The following is a 20,980-nucleotide window of genomic DNA, read 5'->3' as shown; positions in this document are numbered from 1 at the left end:
GGCGCGTACGGCATGGACACGGTCACGGCTGTCCCCATGGTCATCGATCACGCGCTGGACCAGCCGCAGGCCCTGGCCACTGGCGCATGACCCCCTACACGGTCACGGTGTCCGTCACGGACCACGTCACTCGGTGGTGCAGGACCTCGCCGGGGGCGAGGCGGGTCAAGGGCGACATGGTTTCGGCCTCGACAAGCCGGGCGGTTGGGCGCAGACCCTCCAACCCCTCCAGGTCCTCCTCCTTCGGGTACTGCATCCACACGGCGATCTCGGAGCCCGCGTCGGGGTAGGAGGCGCCGGGCCGCACGTCGAAGCGCTGGGTCAGGGTGGCCCCGCCGGGGGCCACCAGGGCCAGCCAGCCGGCCGTGCCGCCGATGCCGATCTTCCCGACCACGTCGCGCACCGGCACCCGGCCGGCGGAGGGAGAGACCCGTTCCAGGGTCGGCGCGCCGTCGGGGGCGAACAACGTCACCGGCGCCCGGTGCCGCTCGGTCAGCCCGATCCAGAGCCCGGACCGGCGATCGTCGTGCTCCCGGAACGACTCCGTCTCGAACTGTGTCACCGTCCAGGCCGCCCACCGCACCGGGTGATCGGTGACGTTCTCCAGTTCGCTGTCGACCACGAGGGTGGAGCCGGCCGAGGTGATGGTGCGGCTGATGGCCAGCCCGGTGCGGGGATCGTCGGCGCTGCGCATCCGTACCCGCCGGTCATCCTGCTCCAGCACGGTGTAGGCGCCGGCGTCCAGCACCGGGTCGGGCGGCCCCGCCCACTCCTGGGCCGACGACCAGCCCTGGGGGGCGGGCCACGTCTTGTCTCCGCCCCAGTTCGCCCAGCTGCCGAAACCGGTCGGGGCCGGCAGCCGCCGCGCGGCGGGGGTGAGCGCGCAGGACGCGTCGAGCAGGTCCGGATTCCGCCACAGCCACTCCCGGCCCGCGGCGCGCAGGGAGATCATCCGCCCGCCGCGTCCCGGCAGGAAGACCGCCTCCCCCCACGGGCCGGTGAGGCGGACCAGCGGCTCGGTGTCCTGGTTCGCCATCAGGGGACCAGGCAGACCTTGCCGGTCCGCCCGGAGTCGGCCAGGCGGTACGCCTCGTCGGCCTTCTCCAGCGGCAGGATGTCGGTCACCAGCCGCTCCGGTCCTGCGCCCCAGCGCACCAGACGATGGGCGAGCTCCTCCATGGACTGCAGCGAGGTGACCCAGGAGGCGTACAGGGTGAGCTGGCGGTGCAGCAGCAGGTCGGAGACCTCCGTCTCGAGCCGGCCGCCCTCCCCCACCAGGGAGACCCGGCCCCACTCCGCCGCGCCCCGGATCGCGACGGCGCGGCCGGCCGCCGAGCCTGAGCAGTCCATGGTCACCGAGCAGCCGCGGCCCGCTGTCGCCTCGTCCACAGCTTCGGCGACCTCGTCGCCGGCGATCAGGACCTCGTCGAACAGTCCGAGGGATCGGGCGTGCGCGGCGCGCTCGGGCGAGCGCTCGACGCCGAGCACCCGGGTCGCCCCCAGGCCCCGGGCGATCATGGCCGCCGCCAGCCCGACCGGCCCGAGGCCGACCACGAGCAGGTCGTCGCGGCCGCCGGCCCCGGTGCGCAGCAGCCCCTCGTACGCGGTGCCGAACCCGCACGCGATCAGGGCGCCGTCCACGTAGGACAGTTCGTCCGGCAGGGGCACGGCCGTGCTCTCCTCGACCAGGATGTACTCGGCGTGGCCGCCGTCGCGCTGCCAGCCGTACGCGGACCTGCGATCCGGGTCGCCGCAGCTGATCATGTATCCGCGCCGGCAGTTCGAGCACCGGCCGCAGCCGACGATATGGTACACGATGACCCGGTCGCCCACCCCGAAACGCCGGCAACCCGGCCCTGTCTCGACGACCTGCCCGCTGGGCTCGTGCCCGGCGACGACCCCCTTGTATGCGGCGCCCTCCTGCCCGGCGTGGGTCTTGTGGCCCCGATAGATATAGGAGAGGTCGCTGCCGCAGATGCCGGACGCGCCGACCCGCACGAGCAGCTGGCCCGGGCCGGGCGTGGGCACCGCCACCTCGCGCAGGACGGCGGTGAAGTCGCCGGGCAGGAAGACGCCTTGCATGGTGGTCATGGGGCTCCCTTTCGGTGGGAGAGCAGCACGTTGATCAGAACGGCGCCGACGATGATGACGCCGCGAACCACGTCCTGAAAGAAGGCGTTGACCCCGAGCAGGACGAGGCCGTTGCCGATGAAGGTGATGAAGGCGACGCCCAGCAGGGTGCCGAGCAGGGATCCCTTGCCGCCGGCGAGGGAGGTGCCGCCGATCACCACCGCGGCGATCACGTCGAACTCGAGGCCGACCGACGCCCCGCCGTTGCCGGACCCCAGGCGCGCGGCCAGCAGCAGACCGCTCACCGCGGCGAGCAGTCCGGTGGTGGCGAACAGGATCACCCGGATCCGGGCGACGGAGATCCCCGCCAGGCGGGCGGCCTCGGCGTTGCCGCCGACGGCGAAGACCGAGCGGCCGTAGGCCGTACGGTTCGCCACGAAAAGGAACACGCCGAACAGGACCGCCATGATGATGGCGGGAGTGGGGATCCCGGCGATGCTGCCGGCCAGCACGTCCAGGAACCCGTTGGGCTCCAGCGGGACCGGCAGCCCGTCGGTCATGTACTGCGCCAGCCCGCGCAGGCCGCTCCACAGGCCGAGGGTCGCCACGAAGGACGGGATGCCCCAGCGTGCCCGCAGGAAGCCGGCGCCGGCCCCGAGGAGCAGGCCCACGGCGAGGCAGAGCAGGACCGCGAGGGCGAACGGGACCTGCCACTCCCCGGTGGCCTTGGCCAGCAGGACCGAGGAGAACGCCACGGCCGGGCCGATGCTGATGTCGATCTCGCCGGCCACGATGACGAGGGTCATCGCCCACGCCACGACGCCGATCGTCGCGGCGTCGCGCAGGATGGCCAGCTGGTTCGTCACGGTCAGGAAGCCCGGCGCCGTGGCGGCCAGCACCACGAAGAGCACCACGATGGCCCCGATGAGCCCGATCTCGTTGAGCCGTTGGGTGTTGCGTCCCAGCCGGCCACCGGCGCGGGCGTGCGTGCTGGCCACGGGCGGGCCCGTGGGCGTGGTCGTGCTCATGTTCTCTCTCATTCCTCAGCGATCGCCAGGGCCAGGACGCGGTTGAGCTCGATCTCGTCGCCGCTGAGCTCGGCCACGGCGCGTCCACCGCGCAGGACGATGATGCGATCACAGATGTCGGCCAGTTCCTCCACCTCGCTGGAGACGAAGACCACCGCGCGCCCGTCGTCCGCCAGCTCGCGCATCTGGTGGTAGATCTGGCGTTTGGCCTCCACGTCGACGCCGCGGGTGGGCTCGTCGAGCAGCAGGACGTCGCTGCCCGCGTGCAGCCACCGGGCGAGGACGGCCTTCTGCTGGTTGCCTCCGCTGAGCGTGCCGATCGGCGTGCCGGGGCGGGCCGTCTTGATCGCCAGGCGGTCGATGAGCGTCTGGGCGGCCCGCCGTACCGCGCGGCGGTCCAGCACGCCGGAGCGGCTCACCCGCCGCAGGTCGCTGATGACGATGTTCTCATCGACCCCCAGCAGCGGCACGATCCCCTGGCGCCGCCGGTTCTCCGGCGTGATGCCCAGGCCCCTGCGGAGCATGGCGGCGAACGCGCCCGGCCGTACGGCCTCGCCGCGAAGGCGGATCTCACCGGCGTCCGGGCGGTCCAGGCCCACCAGCGCGCGCAGCGCCTCGGTACGGCCGGAGCCGAGCACCCCGGCGATGCCGAGGATCTCCCCGGGGCGGACGTCGAGGTCAAGGCCGTGCAGCTTCTCGCTGACCAGGCCGCGCGCGGACAGCACCGGCCGCTCCGCGCTGGGGCGTCTGGCCCGGGGCGCCATGGCGTCGGGCGCCGTGCCGAGCATCATCGTGACGATCTCCTGGGTGGAGGCGGTGCCCACCGGCAACGTCTCCACGATCCTGCCGTCGCGGACGACCGTGGCGGTGTCGGCCACCTGCCGGATCTCGTCCATCCGGTGGCTGACGTAGATGACCGCGACCCCCTGCTCCGCGACGTGCCGTACCGCGTCGATCACCTGCCGGACCTCGGCGGCGGCGAGGGAGCTGGTCGGCTCGTCGAGGATGAGCAGGGCGGGCCGCTGGCTGACGGCGCGGGCGATCTCCACGAGTTGCTGTCCGGCGGAGCCAAGGGAGTCGACGGGGCTGTCGACGTCGAGGTGGACGCCGATGCGTGCCATCGCCGCCTTCGCCTCGGCGCGCATCCGGCGCAGGTCGATCGCGCCGCGGGACCGGGGCCAGGCCCCCAGGAACAGGTTCTCCGCGACGGTCATGTCCGGCACCAGGCTCAGTTCCTGGTAAACCGTCGCGACCCCCAGGCCGGCCACGTCCCGCGTCCCGAGGCCCGCCAGCGGCCTCCCCCGGACGAACGCCTCGCCGGAGTCGAGGTGCTCGGCGCCGGAGAGGACCTTGATCAGGGTGGACTTGCCGGCGCCGTTCTTGCCCAGCAGCGCGCGGACCTCGCCGCGTCGCACCGTGAAGTCGACGTCACTGAGAGCGGTGACACCGGGGTAGCGCTTGGTGCCGGCACGCACCTCCGCGACGACGTCGGTGTGGGACATGGGAGCCTTCCTGGGAGCCATCGGGACAGGGACGGAGACTGTTTACGGGATCCCGTCGCTGTGCTCGGTCAGCCACTTCTCGCTGGTGGCCTTGTCGTCGGCCGTGTAGAGGATCGGCTCCACCGGGATGATGAACGTGTCGTTCTTGGCGCCGCCGGTCGCCTTGCGGGCGGCCTCGTAGGCCAGCCTGCCCACCGTCTGGGCGGGGACGTCGATCTCCGCCTTGAGAATGCTGCCGTCGACGAGGGCTTTGGCGATGTCCACGGTCATGTCGCTGCCGAAGACGACGGTCTTGCCGATGCGGGCGCGGGTGGTGACGGCCTTGATTCCGGCCAGGGTACCGCCGCCCGCGACGGCGTAGAACGCGTCCAGCTCCGGGTTCGCGGTGATGATGTTCTCGGCGACGGGGGTGGCCTTGTCGACGACCGCGCCCTCCTGGTCGGCCACGTACTGGGCGCCCGGTACGGCGGCTGCCAGGCCGTCCTTGAAGCCGCGCTTGCGCTCCTTGCAGACCTCGACGAAGTCGCAGTTCAGCACCGCGATCTTCGGTTGGTCGAGCTGCTGGGAGGTGAAGTACTGGCCGGCCTGCTCGCCCAGCTTCTTGCCGAAGACGTACGGATCGGACAGGACGTAGCCCCACACGTACTTCCTGGCGTCCGCGTCGTTGATACAGGTGTTGTAACAGACGACCGGGATCCCGGCCTTGCTGGCCGCCGCGATCGCCGGGGTGGACGCGGTGGCGGAGACGGCCGAGGTGATGATCGCGTCCACCTTGGAGGCGACCAGGGTCGACATGAACGAGGACTCCTTGGCCGCGTCACCCTGCGCGTTGTTGCCCAGCAGCTTGAGGTTCGCGTCCTTGGCGGCGGTGGTCTCGATGCCCTTCTTCACGCCGGCGTAGAAGCCCTGCGAGTCGAGGTAGATCGCCCCGACGCGCAGCTGCGCTTTCGCGCCCGAGGCGTCGCCGGACCCGGCGGACTGGCCGCACGCGGCGAGCACGGCGCCGCCGGCCAGCAAGGCGATGCCGCGCATCACCGTAAGTCGAACTGATGCCACGAATGGCCTCCCATGATCTGTCTCCGGTTGGCGATGCCACCGGGTGGGGCGCCCTGCGCCATGTCCAGATGATGAAGCGGGCGTAACGTGCCTGTCAATAAATTGTCATAAAAAAGCACTTATCGTAGAGTGACGGTGTGAACCTCCCCGGACACCTCTCAGGTGCCGGCTGCTGCGCGGTCGTGACCGGCGCCGCGTCCGGCATCGGCGCCGCCACCGCGAAGCACCTGGGCGCGACGGGCATGCCCGTCCTCGTGTGCGACCTCTCCCCGGCCGGGGATGACGTCGCCGCGGCTGTCGCCGAGGCGGGCGGCACGGCAAGATTCGTACGCATGGACGTCAGCGACGAGAGCGCGTGGGGGGAGCTCCGTCGCGTCGCCCACCGGGAGTTCGGCCCGGTCCGGCACCTCGTCAGCAACGCCTACGTCGTGGACGTCCGACCCGTGCACGACCTCGGCGCGGCCTCCTGGAACCGGCAGCTGGAAGTGAACCTCACCGCCTCCTACCTGGCCTTTCGCACGCTACACGAGGATCTGAGGGCGACGTCAGGAGCGGTCGTCCTGGTCTCGTCGGTACATGCCCTCGTCGGCCTGCCCGGCCACCCGGCGTACGCCGCGACCAAGGCGGCGCTGGTGGGTCTGGGCCGCCAGCTCGCGGTGGACTACGGCCCCGAGGTGCGCGTCAACACCGTGCTGCCCGGGCCGGTCATGTCCCCCGCGTGGGACCGCGTGGCCGAAGCGGACCGGCGCCTGAGCGTCGAGGCCACGATCGCCAAGCGGTTCGGCGAGCCCGCCGAGGTCGCCGCGGCGATCGGCTTCCTCCTGTCGGACGACGCGTCCTTCATCACCGCCACCACCCTGGTCGTCGACGGCGGCTGGAGCGCGACAAAGAACTCCTCTTGAGGGGATTACGGGAGAGCATGAGCACCTACAGAGGGCGCGGCATCCACGGCCAGGTCGTCGAGATCATCGGCCGCCGCCTCGTCACCGGGCAGATCGCCGAGAACGGCCGGATCGATCTGGTCGAGCTGGAGGCCGAGCTGCAGGTGTCCCGCACCGTCGTGCGCGAAGCGCTGAAGGTGCTGGCCGGCAAGGGCCTGGTCGACTCGCGCCAGAAGCGGGGCACGGTGGTGCGCCCGCGCAGCGAGTGGAACCTGCTCGACCCCGACGTGATCAGCTGGGAGTTCGAGAACCGGGGCACCCAGATGCTCCGGCAGCTCGCCGAGGTGCGGCAGATGTTCGAACCGGCCGCCGCCGGGCTGGCCGCCGCCCGCCGCACCGAGGCTGACCTGGCCGAACTCGAGGCGGCCCTGGCGGGCATGGCCGCGGCCCGGACCCCCGCCGAGGCGGCCGCCGCCGACCTGCGTTTCCACCGTGCCGTGCTGGCCGCGACGGGCAACGAGCTCCTGGTCCGCATGGAGGTCGTCGTGGAGTCCGTACTCGCGGAACGGGACCGCATCGTCCATGACGTCGTCACCGCCGACGATCCGGTGCCGAGCCACCGCGCCCTGCTCGACGCCATCCGGGCAGGCGACGAGGAAGCCGCCAGAACCAGTGCGCTCGCGCTGCTCGACAAGGCCATGGCCGACGTCGACCGCGCCGCACGCCTCCAGGGGGATTTGTGAAGATAACGCGCGTCGAAACGTTCCTGATCCCGCCCAGATGGCTGTTCTGCCGGGTCGAGACCGATGAGGGACACATCGGCTGGGGCGAACCGGTCGTCGAAGGGCGGGCCGACTCGGTCCGGGCGGCGGTCGGCGAGATCGCCGAACTGCTCGTCGGCGCCGATCCGCTGCGCATCGAGGACCACTGGCAGGTCATGACCAAGGGCAGCTTCTACCGCGGCGGGCCGGTGCTCGCCAGCGCCGTCGCCGGCCTGGACCAGGCCCTGTGGGACATCGCGGGCAAGGCGCGGGGCGTCCCCGTGCACGAACTGCTCGGCGGTCCGGTACGGGAACACGTCCGCGCGTACACGTGGATCGGCGGCGACGAACCCGGCCGGCTCAAGGAGGAGGCCCAGCGCCAGGTGGAGGCGGGCTTCACCGCGGTGAAGATGAACGCCAGCGGCCGCATGTCCCCCATCGCGGGCCCGAGCGAGATCGACGAGGTCATCGACCGCGTCGCCGCGGCGCGCGAGGTGCTCGGCCCGGGCCGGGACGTCGCGGTCGACTTCCACGGCCGGGTGTCCTACCCCAACGCCCGGCGGCTCCTGCCGCTGCTCGAACCGTTCACCCCCATGTTCGTCGAGGAACCGGTCGTGCCCGAGTCCATGACCCAGGTGCGCAGCCTCGTCGAGGCGTCCAACATCCCCATCGCCCTGGGCGAGCGCCTCTACTCCCGCTGGGACTTCCAGCCGGCCTTCCAGGCGGGCATCGCCGTGGCCCAGCCGGACCTGTCCCACGCCGGCGGCATCTCGGAGGTCCGGCGCATCGCCGCCCAGGCCGAGGTGTACGGCGCCCTGCTGGCCCCGCACTGCCCGCTGGGACCCCTCTCCCTGGCCGCCAGCCTCCAGGTGGCGTTCGCCACCCCCAACTTCCTCATCCAGGAGCAGAGCATCGGCATCCACTACCACGACGGCAACGAACTGCTGGACTACCTGGTCGACCCGTCCGTCTTCGCCTTCACCGACGGCCTGCTCCCCCGGCCGACCGGCCCCGGGCTGGGCGTCGTGATCGACGAGGCCAGGGTGCGCGAAGCCGACCGGCGGGGCCACGCGTGGCGATCCCCGATCTGGCGCTACCCCGACAGCTCTTTCGCAGAATGGTGACCGGCGTGACTTCCCTACTCGACCTTTTGCGGGCTCGGCGGCTGCTGGCCATCGTCCGCGGCGACGACCCGGCGGCGGCGCTGCGCAGCATCGACGTGCTCGCCGAAGAGGGTGTGACCCTGATGGAGGTCTCGCTCAGCGGCGCCGACGCGCTGACGGTCATCCGGAAGGCGGCCGCCGCCCTCGGCGCGGACGTGCGCCTCGGCGCTGGGACCGTGCTGACCGCACGGGACGCCGTCGCGGCGCGCGACGCGGGCGCGACGTTCGTCGTCACCCCCGGTCTGGGGGACGGCGTGGCCGAGGCGCTCCGCCTCGGGCTGCCCGTGCTCGCCGGGGCACTGACCCCCACCGAGGTCATCGCCGCGGTCGCGCAGGGCGCCGCCGCCGTCAAGCTCTTCCCCGCCTCCGGGGGAGGGGTCCCCTATCTGCGCGCGCTCCGCGACCCGTTCCCGGCCGTGCCGTTCGTGCCGGTCGGCGGCGTCGGGCTCGACAGCGTCCGCGACTACCTGGCGGCCGGCGCCGTCGCGGTCGGCGTCGGCTCGCCGCTGCTCGGCGACGCCCCCAGCGGCGGCGACCTGGCCGCACTGCGCCGCCGGGCCAGAGCGGCGCTGGACCAGGCAGGCCCGCGGTGAGAGCGGACGTCCTGACGATCGGCGAGGCGATGGCCACGGTCCGCTGCGCCGGTCCGCTCCGCCTCGGCGGCGACTCCCGGGTCTCGGTGTCCGGCGCGGAGGCCAATGTCGCCATCGCCTTGTCCCGCCTCGGGCATGCGACCCGCTGGGCCAGCGCGGTCGGAAACGACGAGCCCGGCGAGCTGATCCTGCGCACGCTACGGGCCGAGGGCGTCCTGACCGACCACATCGTGCGGCGCGCGGACGCGTCGACCGGTCTCCTGCTCCGTGACGTGGCCCCCGGAGGCCGGGCCCGCGTGCACTACTACCGCAAGGACTCGGCCGCCTCGGCCCTGTCCTGGGAGGACGTGCACCCCGCTGTCGACGCCGGGCAGGCGGGCCTGCACCTGACGGGTATCACGGCGGCGCTGGGACCCGCGCCGCTGGCGGCCATCAGCGCCGCCGCCGCACACGCGCGCCGGACCGGCGCCTGGGTGAGCCTCGATGTCAACCACCGCTCCCTGCTCTGGACCCGGGACGCGGCCGCGCGGACCCTGCGCCCGCTGCTGCCGTACGTCACGGTCCTGATCGCCTCCGATGACGAGCTGGCCATCGTGGCCGAAGGCGACGGCGAACGGGATCGGGTGGCGGGCCTCCGCGACGCCGGTGTCGAGGAGGTCATCGTCAAGCGCGGCGCCGCGGGCGCGAGCTTCTACGGCGTGCGAGGCTCGTTCGACGTCCCCGCTCTCGCGGTGCCCGTGGTGGACGTCGTCGGCGCCGGCGACGCGTTCACCGCCGGATACCTGTCCGGGCGGCTCGACGGGCTCGACGCGTACGGCCGGCTCGAACGGGCGACCCTGCTGGGCGCCGCCTGCGTGGCCTGCGCCGGGGACTGGGAAGGGCTACCCACCCGAGCCGAACTCAGCGCTCTCGCCCTGCGTGACGGGGAGACGCTGCGATGATCTCAGGACTGATACGTCTTACCTCGGAGCTATTTCTGTCAGATTGACAAGAAGCTAGCCTCTACCGCATGACCGACGACCCATGGGTGCCGCCTGTCGTGCTACTAGCCGTTGATCTGGTGATCTTGACGTTGCGTGAGTCGCGCCTGCACGTGCTGCTCATCGAGCGTGGCATCGACCCGTACAAGGGCACCCTCGCGCTGCCCGGTGGATTCCTGCGGCACGCTGAGGAGGACATCACCGCGGCGGCGCACCGGGAGCTGTCGGAGGAAGCCGACCTCGACGTCGAGACCCTCCGCCTGGAACAGCTGGGCGTGTACGGCGACCCGGGTCGCGACCCGCGTGGCCGGGTGGTATCCGTGGCGTACCTGGCCATCGCGCCCCGCCTGCCCGAGCCGACCGCGGGAACGGACGCGGCCGACGCCGGATGGCAACCCACCGACCGAGTGCTCTCCGGCGACCTGGAACTCGCCTTCGACCACCAGCGCATCATCGCGGACGGAGTAGAACGCGCCCGCACCAAGCTTGAGCACTCCGCCCTCGGGACGGCGTTCTGCAGACCGACGTTCACGATCACGGATCTGCAGGGCGTTTACGAGGCCGTCTGGGGGATCACGCTCGACCCCCGGAACTTCTATCGCAAGGTCCAGAAGACCGAAGGTTTCATCGTCCCGGCAGGAACGAGCCGCAAAGCGGCCACCGGGCGGCCGGCCCGACTGTTCCGAGCCGGTCCATGCACGGCCCTTTATCCGCCGATGGCACGGCCCGCCGAAGGGCCGAGCGCAAAGGAGTAGGAGAGTGAGCAACCACCCGATCGTGATCCTCACCGCTTTGGATCTGGAGTATCAGGCGATCCGGAAGAGGCTGGTCGACCCAGAGCTGCACCGCCATCACCACGGCACCCGGTTCGAGGTCGGCCGCCTCGCGAGTGGCCACTGCCGGGTGGCCCTGGCCCATGTCGGCACGGGCAACCAGTCAGCGGCCGTGCTGACCGAGCGCGCTATCGCCGAGTTCACCCCCGCCGCTCTGCTCTTCGTGGGCGTAGCGGGCGCCCTGCACTCCCACATCGCCCTCGGGGATGTGGTGGTGGCGACGCGCATCTACGCGTACCAAGGAGGAACGAGCGAGGACGACGGGCTCAAGAGCCGTCCCCGCAGTTGGGAGACCTCGCACGCCGCCGATCAGCTCGCCCGGCACATCGGCCGCACCGATGCGTGGGCGCGCGGCCTCCCTAGCCCGGCCCCAGAGGTGCATTTCGGCCCGATCGCCGCAGGTGAGGTGGTCCTGAACTCCAAAGTGTCCGGGCACGCCCGGTGGATCCAGCAGAACTACAACGACGCGTGCGCGATCGAGATGGAAGGTGCCGGTGTGGCGCAGGCCGGGCACCTGAACGGGGCCCTGCCCGTGGTCGTCATCCGGGGCATCAGCGATCGGGCCGATGGGACGAAGCTGGTCACTGACCGCGCTCAATGGCAGCAGCGGGCCGCAGCCAGTGCCGTGGCATTCGCCACGGCACTGGCTGAAGAGATCGCCGCCGAGGACAAGGACGGTGGCTGGCTGACGACGAGGGGATCAGCGGTGCGGGGACACCAGGTGACGTACAACATCGCACGTGACAATTCGCGGGTGGGAATCCAGGCCGGCAACGTGCACGGCGGCATCCGGCTCGGCTTCGACGCGAGTCAGCCGATGGACCTGGCCGTGGCGCTCGCCGGATTCCGCGCCCAACTCCAGCGAGCGCGGGCCACCGGTCGCCTGGACGAGGACACGTACGCGGCGGCGGAAGCGGAGCTCACCGTGGCGAACGAGGCTTTGCAGGCGAATACGCAGCAGAGCAAGGGCAAACTGACACTGGCTCTCAAGAAGCTGCGTGGCCTGATCAGCGATGTCGCCGACCTGGCCGCGGCACTGGCGACGGTCATCGCCCTGGCCCAGGCCCTGTCATGACATCGCCGGGCGACACAGGGATGAACATCGCCGATTCCTCACACATCGGCGTGCAGGCGGGAATCGTGCACGGCGACGTCTACTACCAGGCTCCTCCGGATTCGTCGCCGCAGGAGAAATTCGAGACGGGGGTGCGATACCTCGAGGGCAGCATGCCGAGACCGGCCTGGCAGCTCATCAATGACGCCGCCCTTTCCGGTTACCGCACCAACCAGGTCTGTTTCTACTGGCTGCTCGCCCTGTTGAGCGGCAGAACGCGGCATGAGCTGTCCGTCGAGGAGACGGCTCTCCTCCGGGACTCTGACCGCTTACTTCCGCTCATCGGCAGTGACGCCTGGGCGGAGGGCGTGCAGACCATCCGTCGGCTGCTGGACTCCGCCGAGAAACCGGACACGGACATCCGCATTCTGATTAAGGAATTCGACGAACTCGGCTCAGTTCTGCGCGCAAATATCTTACGCCATCTGGAATTGTTCCTCGATGGACCGCTCAATGACCAGATGTGGCACCGCGCCCTGCAACGGGCCGCCACGGAGCAGATGGCCGACAACCGGGAGGACCGAGTCTGGAAGTTCTTCCAGCCGAAGCCGGACCGTCCTCGGGTACGGCAGCCGGAGCCGGTCATGATTGCGGGCTCCACCTGGGTCCAGGCGGTGATGGGGACGGTTGTGCTGATCGCGGCGATGGCGCATCTCGGCTATCTACTCGCGCAAGGAGAACAGGTTTCCGCTCTTCTCGCCTATTTGCTGAGCGTCGGTGGCGGATATTTTGGCGCCCGCGACGGCGTGGAATGGCGCTTCTGCTCGTGGCGACGCCGGGCGAAGGACGAGAAGTACGTAATAGCCATGCACCGCAGGACCAACGCGCCAACCGGCGGCTTCGCCAAGAAGGTAGACCAGCGATTCGACTATTACTTCGCGAAGTACGTGCCGCGCGGCACTGATCGTGAGATCTGGCTGGGGCGGACCGCGGGCATCCGCAGAAGCATCCGGGATGAGGTGGTGGAGGCGTATCGGGAGAGGCGGATCGGGGTCGAGAGGATCAATTGGCTGATCCGCTACCGGGTCGGCGAGGTGAGAACCCGCTGGGAGAACGGCACGCTATGGAGCTACCGCGAGGAACTCGACACGCCCCTTCCCGTGAAGACGACGGCCGTGCTGGGAACGCTGGCCTGCACTGCCGGAGGGATCTGGGCGGCGAGTAGCGCGGTGCAGGTCAGCCCGATGAGCGCGGTCGAATCGGTCATTCTGGTCGTCGCGGCTGGCTGGATCGCCGCGCGTGCCTGGCTGCGCATCATCCTGGAACGTCGGCGGTATGCCGCCGACGTGTCCGAATTCGAGAAATTGTCGGATGACAGCGAGGCGGCCTTTGTCCGATGGCAGGAACGGCTCGCAGACAAGCCCGAAGACCGGGAAATGGCCGCCTGGCTGGACTGCGACCGGAAAGTGCTGCTGAACGAAGTGCTGCAGCACTACCGGCTCATCATGAGCAATGTCCTCGCGCACGCCTTTATCGAGGCGCCCAGTGGTTCCACCGCTCGGGCACGGCTGCGGGGCGGACCTTGGCGGTACAAGAAATACCAGCTACTGGTTTTCCTGCTCACCGCCGACGGAGTACGCCAGTTCACCGTCACGCTCGATTTCGAGCAGGGCACTTTCCACGATCAACATCGGATGAACTACCGCTACGAGGCGGTGGCGGCCGTACGCGTGAGGCACACGGACAACGGCGAGCGGACCTTCGAGCTCGCCCTCGTCGATGGCCAGAAGGTCAGTGTCCGGGTGATCGAGCCGGGAATGGAGGAGCTCCAGCAGGGCGAGAATCCCGGAAGCGTGTCCGAAGCGACGTTGGATGCGGCAGGGCTGCATCACACTCTGCACGTCCTTGAGGGGATCGCGGCAGAGGGTAAGGAATGGATAACCAAGGACCGCCGTCGTGGCGAGACCCGCTCGGAAAAGCTCTGGCCGCCCCCGCCAGACGAGAAGCCCGGCCTATGATGCGGGCGCGGGGCCTCGGCCAGCTGCCGCAGCCGGCCACGCTTTGTCGACTGGTCGACCGTGGGAGTACCTGGCTCCAGAATCTCCGCGTTACCGGGTCGTGCGAGCTGTCAGCGAGCAGCATGAACCCATATCACCGTTCACCACGAGGGCGTCAGCATGTCCGCGTAGCGTTCCCCCGCCTCGTGACGCCTGATCAGTTCTTCGACGTCGATGGGCTCGCCCTCCGGTTTGCGGCGGAACCGATCGGTGGTTGTGTACCCGCGCACATCGGCGATCGTGGCGAAGTTCAGCGCGGACAGCTCAACCCGGTTGTAGTCCGGATCGCGGTAGTAGAAGCTGGTCGCGATGCCGTGATTGTCCGTCTCGGCTGGAACGATGCCGAGCAGCTTGAGTCGCCGATAGGTGTCGAAGAGGGACTCGTGCTGGGGGAATCTCAGCTGGATGTGATGAAGGCCGACGCTTCTGCTTTCCGTCGACCCGACATCGAGGCACTCGAAGATAGCGATTCGTTGCGTATAGGGGAACTCGCCGGGCAGGTCGAAGAATGCCATGCGGGTGGGGAGGTCGGGATCGTCGGTGCCACGATTCGCCTCCGGTGTCAGGTCGAGCGTCGGCGGCTGCCGCAGCACCTCCTCGTACCACCCGCACAGACGGTCGTACCAGGACGTCCTCAGCACCACCTCGGATACACCGATGCGGACCCGTTCGCCCGTGGTCGTCTCGGCACTCATCATTTACCTCCCAGCTCAGGAGACCAGGTTGGGTTCACGGGTGGGCGCGGGCATGCCGCCGTCGTCATCCTTGGGTTCCCCGGCGCGCTTCGACGTCGCGCGGCGGGTGAGCCGGGTGAAGATCGACGCGAGTCCGCCCGGCATGAAGAGAATGATCAGGATGAAGGCCACGCCGAGCAGGAAGTTCGGTTGTGACAACGGGATCTGGAGGATCTCGGGCAGTCCGGTGACGATGTCGGAGCTGGAGAGGGACGGGAGGCGCAGGTTCAGGAACTGGTAGAGGACCGCGCCGAGTGCCGCGCCCCACAGCACTCCCCGCCCGCCCAGCACGACCATCAGGACGACGGCCAGCGAGTAGTGGAGCCCTGCGATGCCCGGGTTGGCTCCCCCCATGACGATCGCGAAGACGACTCCGCACATCGCCGCCAGCGTGCAGGAGATGGTCGCGGCCGCCATCTGGTAGGCGTAGACGTTGTAACCGATGACCTTCGTCCGGAGTGGGTTCTCCCGGATGCCCTGCCACACGTGACCGACGTGGGTGCGTACGAGCAGGGCGCAGATGACGTACACCACGACGACGAGGGCCAGCGCCAGCCAGTAGACGTTGCGGGTGTTCAGCACGCCGCGCAGCGGATCGGGCAGGACGCCTCGCGCGAAGGTCACGCCCACCTCGCCGCCGCTGCCCAGGAATCCCCGCTCGACCGCGATCGCGAACCCCTGCGCCATGGCCAGGGTGGCCATGCTGAAGCCGATGCCGGTCAGCCGCAGGGCCGCGGCGTTGCCGACGAGGGCGACGACGACGCTGAGCACCATCGCCAGCGGAACCCCCAGCGTGAAGCCCAGCTTCGGATTGTTGCTCAGGATGACCGTCGCGTAGCACCCGAACCCCACGTAGAGCGAGTGGCCGAATGACATCAGCCCGGTATAGCCGAACATCAGGTCCAGGGTGATCGCGGCGGCGGCCGCCACCAGCATGAGGGCGAGGACCTGCAGGCTTCCCGGGCTGTTGATCGGGCCGGGCAGCAACCCGCCCACGCTGCGGTGCAGGAAGGGCAGCACGGCGAGGACCACCACCAGGAGACCCGCGGCTCCGTAGCGGAACGCACCTGACCTGGTCATATCAGTCGCTCCTTTTGGCCGAGGAGACCTTGCGGGCGGACGAGCAGCGTGGCGACCAGGAGCACGACCACGAGCACGTCGCCGATGCCGTTGAGGACGTAGTAGTTGGCCACCGACTGGCTCACGCCCAGCACCACCGAGGCGATGAGGGCACCGTTGATCGAGCCCAAGCCGCCGATGATCAGCACGATGAACGAGAAGATGAGCATGCCGTCGCCGAGGAACGGCGAGATCCCCCCGTAGTACGTCCCGGCCAGGCCGCCCCCGAGACCGGCGAGCATGCCGCCGGCGACGAAGACCAGCGTGAACGCACGCTTCACGTTGATGCCGAGCGCGGACACCATGGCGCTGTTCTCGACACCCGCGCGGATGATGAGGCCGTAGCGGGTCCGGGACAGGATCAGGTGGATGCCGACCACCACCACGCCGGCCAGGCCGATGAGCAGCAGGCGGCTGTTGGAGATGGGCGCCCCGGCGATCGAGGTCGTGTCGGTGAGCCAGGCGGGACGGGGGATCAGGTGCTCGTCCGGTCCCCAGATGCCGGCCATCAGGGCCACCAGCACCATGCCGAGCCCGACGGTCACCAGCAACTGCTCGAGTTCCTTACCCTTCAGGGGACGGACGAGCAGCACCTCGGCGAGGTACGCGACGGCGCCGCCGGTCAGGACGGAGACCACAAGCGCGAGCAGCAGCTGCGGCGTCGACGGGGTCTCGAATGACCGCAGCACCATCCAGGAGGCGAACCCGCTGGCGGACAGGAACGCGCCGTGGGCGAAGCTCAGCACCCGCATGAGCCCGAAGATCACAGAGAGGCCGGCGGCCAGCAGGAAGTACAGCGAGCCCAGGCCGAGACCGGAGATGATGATCAACAGGAACGTCGACACGTCAGCCCTCCTCGTGGTCGGCCGCGACTCCGAGGAGCCGGCGGATGGACGAGTCGTCGGCGAGCACATCCTCGGCCGCCCCGTCGAGCACGACCCGGCCTTCCGACAGCACGATGACGTGGTCGGCGAGCCGGCGCGCGACGGCGAGGTTCTGCTCCACCAGCAACACGCTGGTGTGCGCGGTGATCTGCTCCAACGTCGCGACGAACTCACTCACCAGTCGAGGTGCGAGACCTTTCGTCGGCTCGTCGATGAGCATCAGGCGGTTGTCATGCAGGAGGGCCCGCGCCAGCGACAACATCTGCTGCTGGCCGCCCGACATCGTGCCCGCCCGCTGACCGCGGCGATCACGCAGCTCGGGGAAGAGTTCGAAGACGCGGTCATAGTCCGGTGCCAGGCCGCGCCGCTCCGCCAGGCGAAGGTTCTCGGCCACGGTCAGTCCGTGGAAGACGTCCCGGTCCTCGGGGACATAGGCGAGACCAAGCCGGATGATCTCGTGCGTCTCCAGGCCGCTGATCTGGCGGCCGTCGAACTCGATCACGCCGGTGTGGTTCATGAGCCCGAGGACGGACCTGAGGGTGGACGTCTTGCCGACCCCGTTGCGGCCGAGTATGGCGGTCACCTGGGCGGGCCGGGTCGCGAACGAGACCCCCTGCAGGATGTGCGACTGCCCCACGTAGGCGTGCAGGTCGTGGACGGACAGAATGGACCCGCCCAGCCCTGGCCCGGCGTCACCGTACACACGTTCGGCCGTCACAGCGGTTCACCCATGTACGCGGTCTGGACCACGTCGTTCGCGATGATCTCGTCCGGTGGCCCGATCGCGATCATGGCGCCGTGGTGCATCACACCGATGCGCTCGGCCAGGTCGAGGACGACATGCATGTGGTGTTCGACCATGACGGTGGTCTTGCCCTGCTCGCGGTGGACCCGGCGGATCAGCTCCACGAGCTCCGGCACGTCGTCGACGCTGACGCCGGCCATCGGCTCGTCGAGCAGGATGACGTTGGCGCCCTGGGCCAGCACCATGGCCAGCTCCAACTTGCGCCGTTCCCCGTGGGAGAGCTCCGACGCCAACCGGTCCGGCCGCCGCCCGAGGCCCACGAGGTCGAGGGCCTCCCGGGCCCGTTCGGTGACGGGGTCGTCCTTCAACACCCGGCGAAACCCGGTGCGCAGCCGCGAGTCCCGGCCGTTGGCGGCCAGCCGGGCGTTCTCCAGCAGGCTCCGGCCGAGGAAGAGGTTGGACGTCTGGAACGTGCGCCCCAGCCCGCTGCGGGCAACTCGGTGTGGCGGAAGGTCGGTCACGTCCCGGCCATGCAGGTGCACTTTGCCCGACGTCGGCGGGGTGGCCACGCTCAGCACGTTGATGAGGCTGGTCTTGCCGGCCCCGTTCGGCCCGATGATGGCGAGGAACTCGCCCGCGGCGACGTCGACGGAGACGTCGACGAGGATGTGGTGGCCGTCGATCACCAGGTTGACGGCCCTGCCCGAGAGCGCGACGCTCCCGGGCAGGACCTCATTGGCCGGAGCTGCCGTCATGGGATGGTCCGGGCCACCGGCGACAGGACATCCGCGGCGGCGTAGGTCTTGATGACCTTCAGTCGATGTTCCCCGTCGACCTTCTCCATCGCGTAGCCGAAGATGGGCTGGACGCAGATGTGGTCCTCGGGCCGGATCGTCACCGACCCGACCGGGGTCTCGAACTTCGCGCCCGCCAGTGCCTTGTGCACGGCGTCGACCTTCAGGCTCGGCCCGGCCTGTTCGATGGCCTTCACCACCATGAGCGCGCCGAGGTAACCCTCGACCTGCTGGTGGTCGATGGGAGCCTTGAGGCCGAGACGCTTCAGCGCCTCGTTCATCGCCTTCTCGCCCTCATTTCCCATGGTGTCCTGGGCGTAGTAGGTGATCAGCTCGGCTTTGTCGAGGCTGTCGCCGAGGGCGGCGGCGTACGACTCGAACTGGGGCCGGCCGGGGCCGATCGTGATGATGTGGGACTTGTCGAACGCGCCCTGGTCGGCGAGGGCCTTGAAGAGCTGCGGCAGTCCCTCACCGGCCCAGCCGACGAAGATCGCATCCGGGTTGGCCGCGAGCGCGGTCGCGACTCCGGCGGTGAAGTCCTTCGTACCGACGGGCAGGAGGACGTTGTCGACCTTGATCCCCTTGTCCGGGCCGATCTGCTCGAGCGACGCCACGGCGGCCTTGCCGTACGCGTAGTCCTGGCCGATGTACATCAGGGTCTTGGCGCCACGGGCGGCGGCCGCCTGCATGACGGCCGTGTTGAGCTGAGGCGTGGTCGGCGACGTGCGGTAGATGCCGGCCCCCATGCCGTCGATGTCGGAGCTCCCGGTGGGGCCGGCGATGAGGATGGCGTCGTTGTCGATGGCCAGCTGCGCGACCGGCACGACGACGGCGGAGCTCGCCGGCCCGGCGAGAATCCGGACACCGGCGCCCAGCAGTTCCTTGGCGACGCTCAGACCGGTTGTCGGGTCGCTGTTGTCGTTGCGCACCTGGATCTCGACCTTGACGTCGCCTACCTGGTTGGTGCCCTTGGTGGCCACGTCGAGTCCGGCTCGGAAGCCGTCCTCCCACGCGGGTCCGAAGTTCGAGATGGGCCCGGTGTACGACCCGATGATGCCGACCGTGACCGTCTCGGTGGCGGTGGTCCCCGTACCTTCGTCGACGCTGCACGAGACCAGCGCTAAAAGAGTGAGGGCGAGTAGCCCTGACGTCGCGATGCTGTTCCTTCTCATGGCCTGCCTTGCGCCAGTGGCTCCGTCGGAGCCAGGTTGAATGCCCTCCCCCGAGCCGGGGCCCGGAGCGGCACGCCGGTCGCGTCCTACCCGCCGCGCGGTGTGGTCGCCTATGGCGTGGGTTTGCAGGTATCCGATTTTCGGAGTTAGCCATCCGAATGTTGCTCATTGAAACATGCCCGTCATGTGACGTCAAGCACAGAAATTGAGCGAACTGCCTGGATCAGCACCATTCCACCGCACTCCTGTCCGCTGCTAGGCTCCCCCGCACGAACGGGAAGTGGTGTGTTACATCCGATAATCGGAGCAACTGGAGGGTCGATCATGGTCGCGCTCGAGGGGAAGGTCGTGTTGATCACAGGCGGGGCCCGCGGCCAGGGGGCCGCTGAGGCGGAACTGGCCGCGGCCATGGGGGCCCGGGTCGTGATCGGAGACCTGCTCGAGGGGGAAGGCATCGAACTCGCCGATGCGCTCAACGCCCGCCACGGCGCCGACTCCGCCCACTTCGTCAGCCTTGACGTCCGCTCCGAGGAGTCATGGCGGAGCATCGTCGCCGACACGCTGGCCCGGTACGGGCGACTCGACGGTCTGGTGAACAACGCCGGAATCGCTCGGCCGGGGACGATCCTGGACACGGCACCGTCCCTGTGGGACGAGCTCATGGACGTCAACGCGCGCGGCAGCTTTCTCGGCATCCGGGCGGTGGCACCGGTCATGATCGAGCAGGGCGGCGGGGCCATCGTGAACATCGGCAGTGCGGTGGCGCTCGCCGGCTATCACGCCGCCGCGTACGGCGTGAGCAAGTGGGCGGTGCGGGGACTGACCAAGGCGGCCGCGCTCGAGTTCGCCGCCGCGGGCATCCGGGTCAACGCGGTGCATCCGGGCATCGTCGACACCCCGATGGTGGCGGCCAATCCGCGGCAGCGGGACGCGGTCACCGCCATGACACCGGCCGGACGGCCGGCGGCGGCGGCCGACATCGCGCAGGTGGTGATCTTCCTGTTGAGCGACGGGGCCGCCTACCTGACCGGAGCCGACATCCCGGTCGACGGAGGCTTCAGCTCCGGGGGCACCGCGCTACAGATCGCCCGCGCCACCGGCGTCCTGTGACGTCCGCGTCGCTCAGGCCCCGGCCAAGGCGACGACCGCCTGCGTGTCCCAGTGGAACGGGCTCATCTCGGCGATCAGTCCGTCCCGGAAGACGATGTGCTGGAGCACGGTGTTCTGTAGCTCCCGCCCGGACGCGCGGAACCGGACGGTGCTGTGAAGGAGGACGAAGACGTCGTCACCATCGGCGAATACCGTCCGATCCTCGAACGTGGCGCGCTCGTACACCTCCGAAAGCCGGTTCATCAGGGCCAGCACGCCGGCGTGGCCGTACCAGTCGCCGCCGTAGGGCAGGCTCGGCGCCTCCCGGATCACCACATCCTCGGCGAAGCAGGCCAGCAGTCGGTCCTGGGCGGTGGGATCAGCCCTTCCCCGAGCAAGGTAAGCCTCTTCCTCCGCGTAGAAGCGAGCCAGCGCCTGCCGACCCCGGGCGCGGTCCTCGACCAT

Annotated in this window: 21 protein-coding genes; 9 read left to right on the top strand and 12 right to left on the bottom strand. The window is 69.7% G+C overall.

Annotation, left to right across the window (positions count from 1 at the left end):
- Positions 1-94: 94 nt before the first annotated feature.
- From ABGB08_RS26470 to ABGB08_RS26450, 5 genes are read right to left on the bottom strand one after another with little or no spacing between them, the layout of a single operon-like run.
- Positions 95-1,036: a DUF4380 domain-containing protein gene (locus ABGB08_RS26470; protein WP_347594802.1), complete on the bottom strand. Its 942-nt coding sequence runs from the start codon at positions 1,034-1,036 to the stop codon at positions 95-97.
- Entirely contained in the window at positions 1,036-2,091 is a 1,056-nt protein-coding gene (locus tag ABGB08_RS26465; protein ID WP_347594800.1) for a zinc-binding dehydrogenase, read from the bottom strand. The genes ABGB08_RS26470 and ABGB08_RS26465 overlap by 1 nt, the downstream gene beginning before the upstream one ends.
- Positions 2,088-3,098, bottom strand: coding sequence for an ABC transporter permease (locus tag ABGB08_RS26460; RefSeq protein WP_347594798.1), 1,011 nt, complete (start codon positions 3,096-3,098; stop codon positions 2,088-2,090). The genes ABGB08_RS26465 and ABGB08_RS26460 overlap by 4 nt, the downstream gene beginning before the upstream one ends.
- An 8-nt stretch (positions 3,099-3,106) precedes the next feature.
- Positions 3,107-4,600 (bottom strand): sugar ABC transporter ATP-binding protein, encoded by a 1,494-nt coding sequence (locus ABGB08_RS26455; protein WP_347594796.1) that lies wholly within the window; start codon positions 4,598-4,600, stop codon positions 3,107-3,109.
- Positions 4,601-4,642: 42 nt separating this feature from the next.
- Positions 4,643-5,656, bottom strand: coding sequence for a substrate-binding domain-containing protein (locus ABGB08_RS26450; protein WP_347594794.1), 1,014 nt, complete (start codon positions 5,654-5,656; stop codon positions 4,643-4,645).
- A 137-nt stretch (positions 5,657-5,793) separates the two neighbouring features.
- Between ABGB08_RS26450 and ABGB08_RS26445 the strand changes: the two genes are divergently transcribed.
- The 8 genes from ABGB08_RS26445 (at position 5,794) to ABGB08_RS26410 (ending at position 13,939) form a co-directional block, all read left to right on the top strand.
- Positions 5,794-6,558 (top strand): SDR family oxidoreductase, encoded by a 765-nt coding sequence (locus ABGB08_RS26445; RefSeq protein WP_347594792.1) that lies wholly within the window; start codon positions 5,794-5,796, stop codon positions 6,556-6,558.
- A gap of 17 nt (positions 6,559-6,575) precedes the next feature.
- Positions 6,576-7,280: an FCD domain-containing protein gene (locus ABGB08_RS26440; RefSeq protein ID WP_347594791.1), complete on the top strand. Its 705-nt coding sequence runs from the start codon at positions 6,576-6,578 to the stop codon at positions 7,278-7,280.
- Positions 7,277-8,422 (top strand): galactonate dehydratase, encoded by a 1,146-nt coding sequence (dgoD, locus tag ABGB08_RS26435; RefSeq protein ID WP_347594789.1) that lies wholly within the window; start codon positions 7,277-7,279, stop codon positions 8,420-8,422. The genes ABGB08_RS26440 and dgoD overlap by 4 nt, the downstream gene beginning before the upstream one ends.
- Before the next feature lie 5 nt (positions 8,423-8,427).
- On the top strand, positions 8,428-9,054 hold the full coding sequence (locus ABGB08_RS26430) for a bifunctional 4-hydroxy-2-oxoglutarate aldolase/2-dehydro-3-deoxy-phosphogluconate aldolase (RefSeq protein WP_347594787.1): 627 nt from the start codon (positions 8,428-8,430) through the stop codon (positions 9,052-9,054).
- A complete protein-coding gene (locus ABGB08_RS26425; RefSeq protein WP_347594785.1) occupies positions 9,051-9,995 on the top strand; it encodes a sugar kinase in 945 nt (314 codons plus the stop codon). Before ABGB08_RS26430 ends, ABGB08_RS26425 begins: the two co-directional genes overlap by 4 nt.
- 68 nt (positions 9,996-10,063) lie before the next feature.
- Positions 10,064-10,789, top strand: coding sequence for an NUDIX domain-containing protein (locus ABGB08_RS26420; protein ID WP_347594783.1), 726 nt, complete (start codon positions 10,064-10,066; stop codon positions 10,787-10,789).
- 4 nt (positions 10,790-10,793) lie between these two features.
- Positions 10,794-11,942 (top strand): 5'-methylthioadenosine/S-adenosylhomocysteine nucleosidase, encoded by a 1,149-nt coding sequence (locus ABGB08_RS26415; RefSeq protein ID WP_347594781.1) that lies wholly within the window; start codon positions 10,794-10,796, stop codon positions 11,940-11,942.
- A gap of 20 nt (positions 11,943-11,962) precedes the next feature.
- Complete coding sequence (locus tag ABGB08_RS26410) at positions 11,963-13,939, top strand: hypothetical protein (RefSeq protein WP_347594779.1); 1,977 nt, start codon at positions 11,963-11,965, stop codon at positions 13,937-13,939.
- Positions 13,940-14,079: 140 nt separating this feature from the next.
- On the opposite strand, the gene ABGB08_RS26405 is transcribed toward ABGB08_RS26410, so the two are convergent.
- From ABGB08_RS26405 to ABGB08_RS26380, 6 genes are read right to left on the bottom strand one after another with little or no spacing between them, the layout of a single operon-like run.
- Entirely contained in the window at positions 14,080-14,676 is a 597-nt protein-coding gene (locus ABGB08_RS26405; RefSeq protein ID WP_347594777.1) for a VOC family protein, read from the bottom strand.
- A gap of 12 nt (positions 14,677-14,688) precedes the next feature.
- Positions 14,689-15,792: a branched-chain amino acid ABC transporter permease gene (locus ABGB08_RS26400; RefSeq protein ID WP_347594775.1), complete on the bottom strand. Its 1,104-nt coding sequence runs from the start codon at positions 15,790-15,792 to the stop codon at positions 14,689-14,691.
- Positions 15,789-16,676: a branched-chain amino acid ABC transporter permease gene (locus ABGB08_RS26395; protein ID WP_347594773.1), complete on the bottom strand. Its 888-nt coding sequence runs from the start codon at positions 16,674-16,676 to the stop codon at positions 15,789-15,791. Before ABGB08_RS26395 ends, ABGB08_RS26400 begins: the two co-directional genes overlap by 4 nt.
- A 1-nt stretch (position 16,677) precedes the next feature.
- Positions 16,678-17,433: an ABC transporter ATP-binding protein gene (locus ABGB08_RS26390; protein WP_347594771.1), complete on the bottom strand. Its 756-nt coding sequence runs from the start codon at positions 17,431-17,433 to the stop codon at positions 16,678-16,680.
- Entirely contained in the window at positions 17,430-18,215 is a 786-nt protein-coding gene (locus ABGB08_RS26385; RefSeq protein ID WP_347594769.1) for an ABC transporter ATP-binding protein, read from the bottom strand. The genes ABGB08_RS26390 and ABGB08_RS26385 overlap by 4 nt, the downstream gene beginning before the upstream one ends.
- A complete protein-coding gene (locus tag ABGB08_RS26380; RefSeq protein ID WP_347594767.1) occupies positions 18,212-19,426 on the bottom strand; it encodes an ABC transporter substrate-binding protein in 1,215 nt (404 codons plus the stop codon). Before ABGB08_RS26380 ends, ABGB08_RS26385 begins: the two co-directional genes overlap by 4 nt.
- 324 nt (positions 19,427-19,750) lie before the next feature.
- Between ABGB08_RS26380 and ABGB08_RS26375 the strand changes: the two genes are divergently transcribed.
- The gene (locus ABGB08_RS26375; protein WP_347594765.1) at positions 19,751-20,536 is read left to right on the top strand and encodes an SDR family NAD(P)-dependent oxidoreductase; all 786 of its coding nucleotides are present in this window, start codon (positions 19,751-19,753) and stop codon (positions 20,534-20,536) included.
- Between the two features lie 12 nt (positions 20,537-20,548).
- On the opposite strand, the gene ABGB08_RS26370 is transcribed toward ABGB08_RS26375, so the two are convergent.
- Positions 20,549-20,980, bottom strand: a complete 432-nt coding sequence (locus ABGB08_RS26370) for a nuclear transport factor 2 family protein (RefSeq protein WP_347594763.1) — start codon at positions 20,978-20,980, stop codon at positions 20,549-20,551.

This window comes from Acrocarpospora sp. B8E8 (genome assembly GCF_039871605.1).
Taxonomy (GTDB): Bacteria; Actinomycetota; Actinomycetes; order Streptosporangiales; family Streptosporangiaceae; genus Acrocarpospora; species Acrocarpospora macrocephala.
The sequence above is the reverse complement of the archived record's forward strand: the minus strand, read 5'-3'. Positions and strand labels throughout refer to the sequence as shown.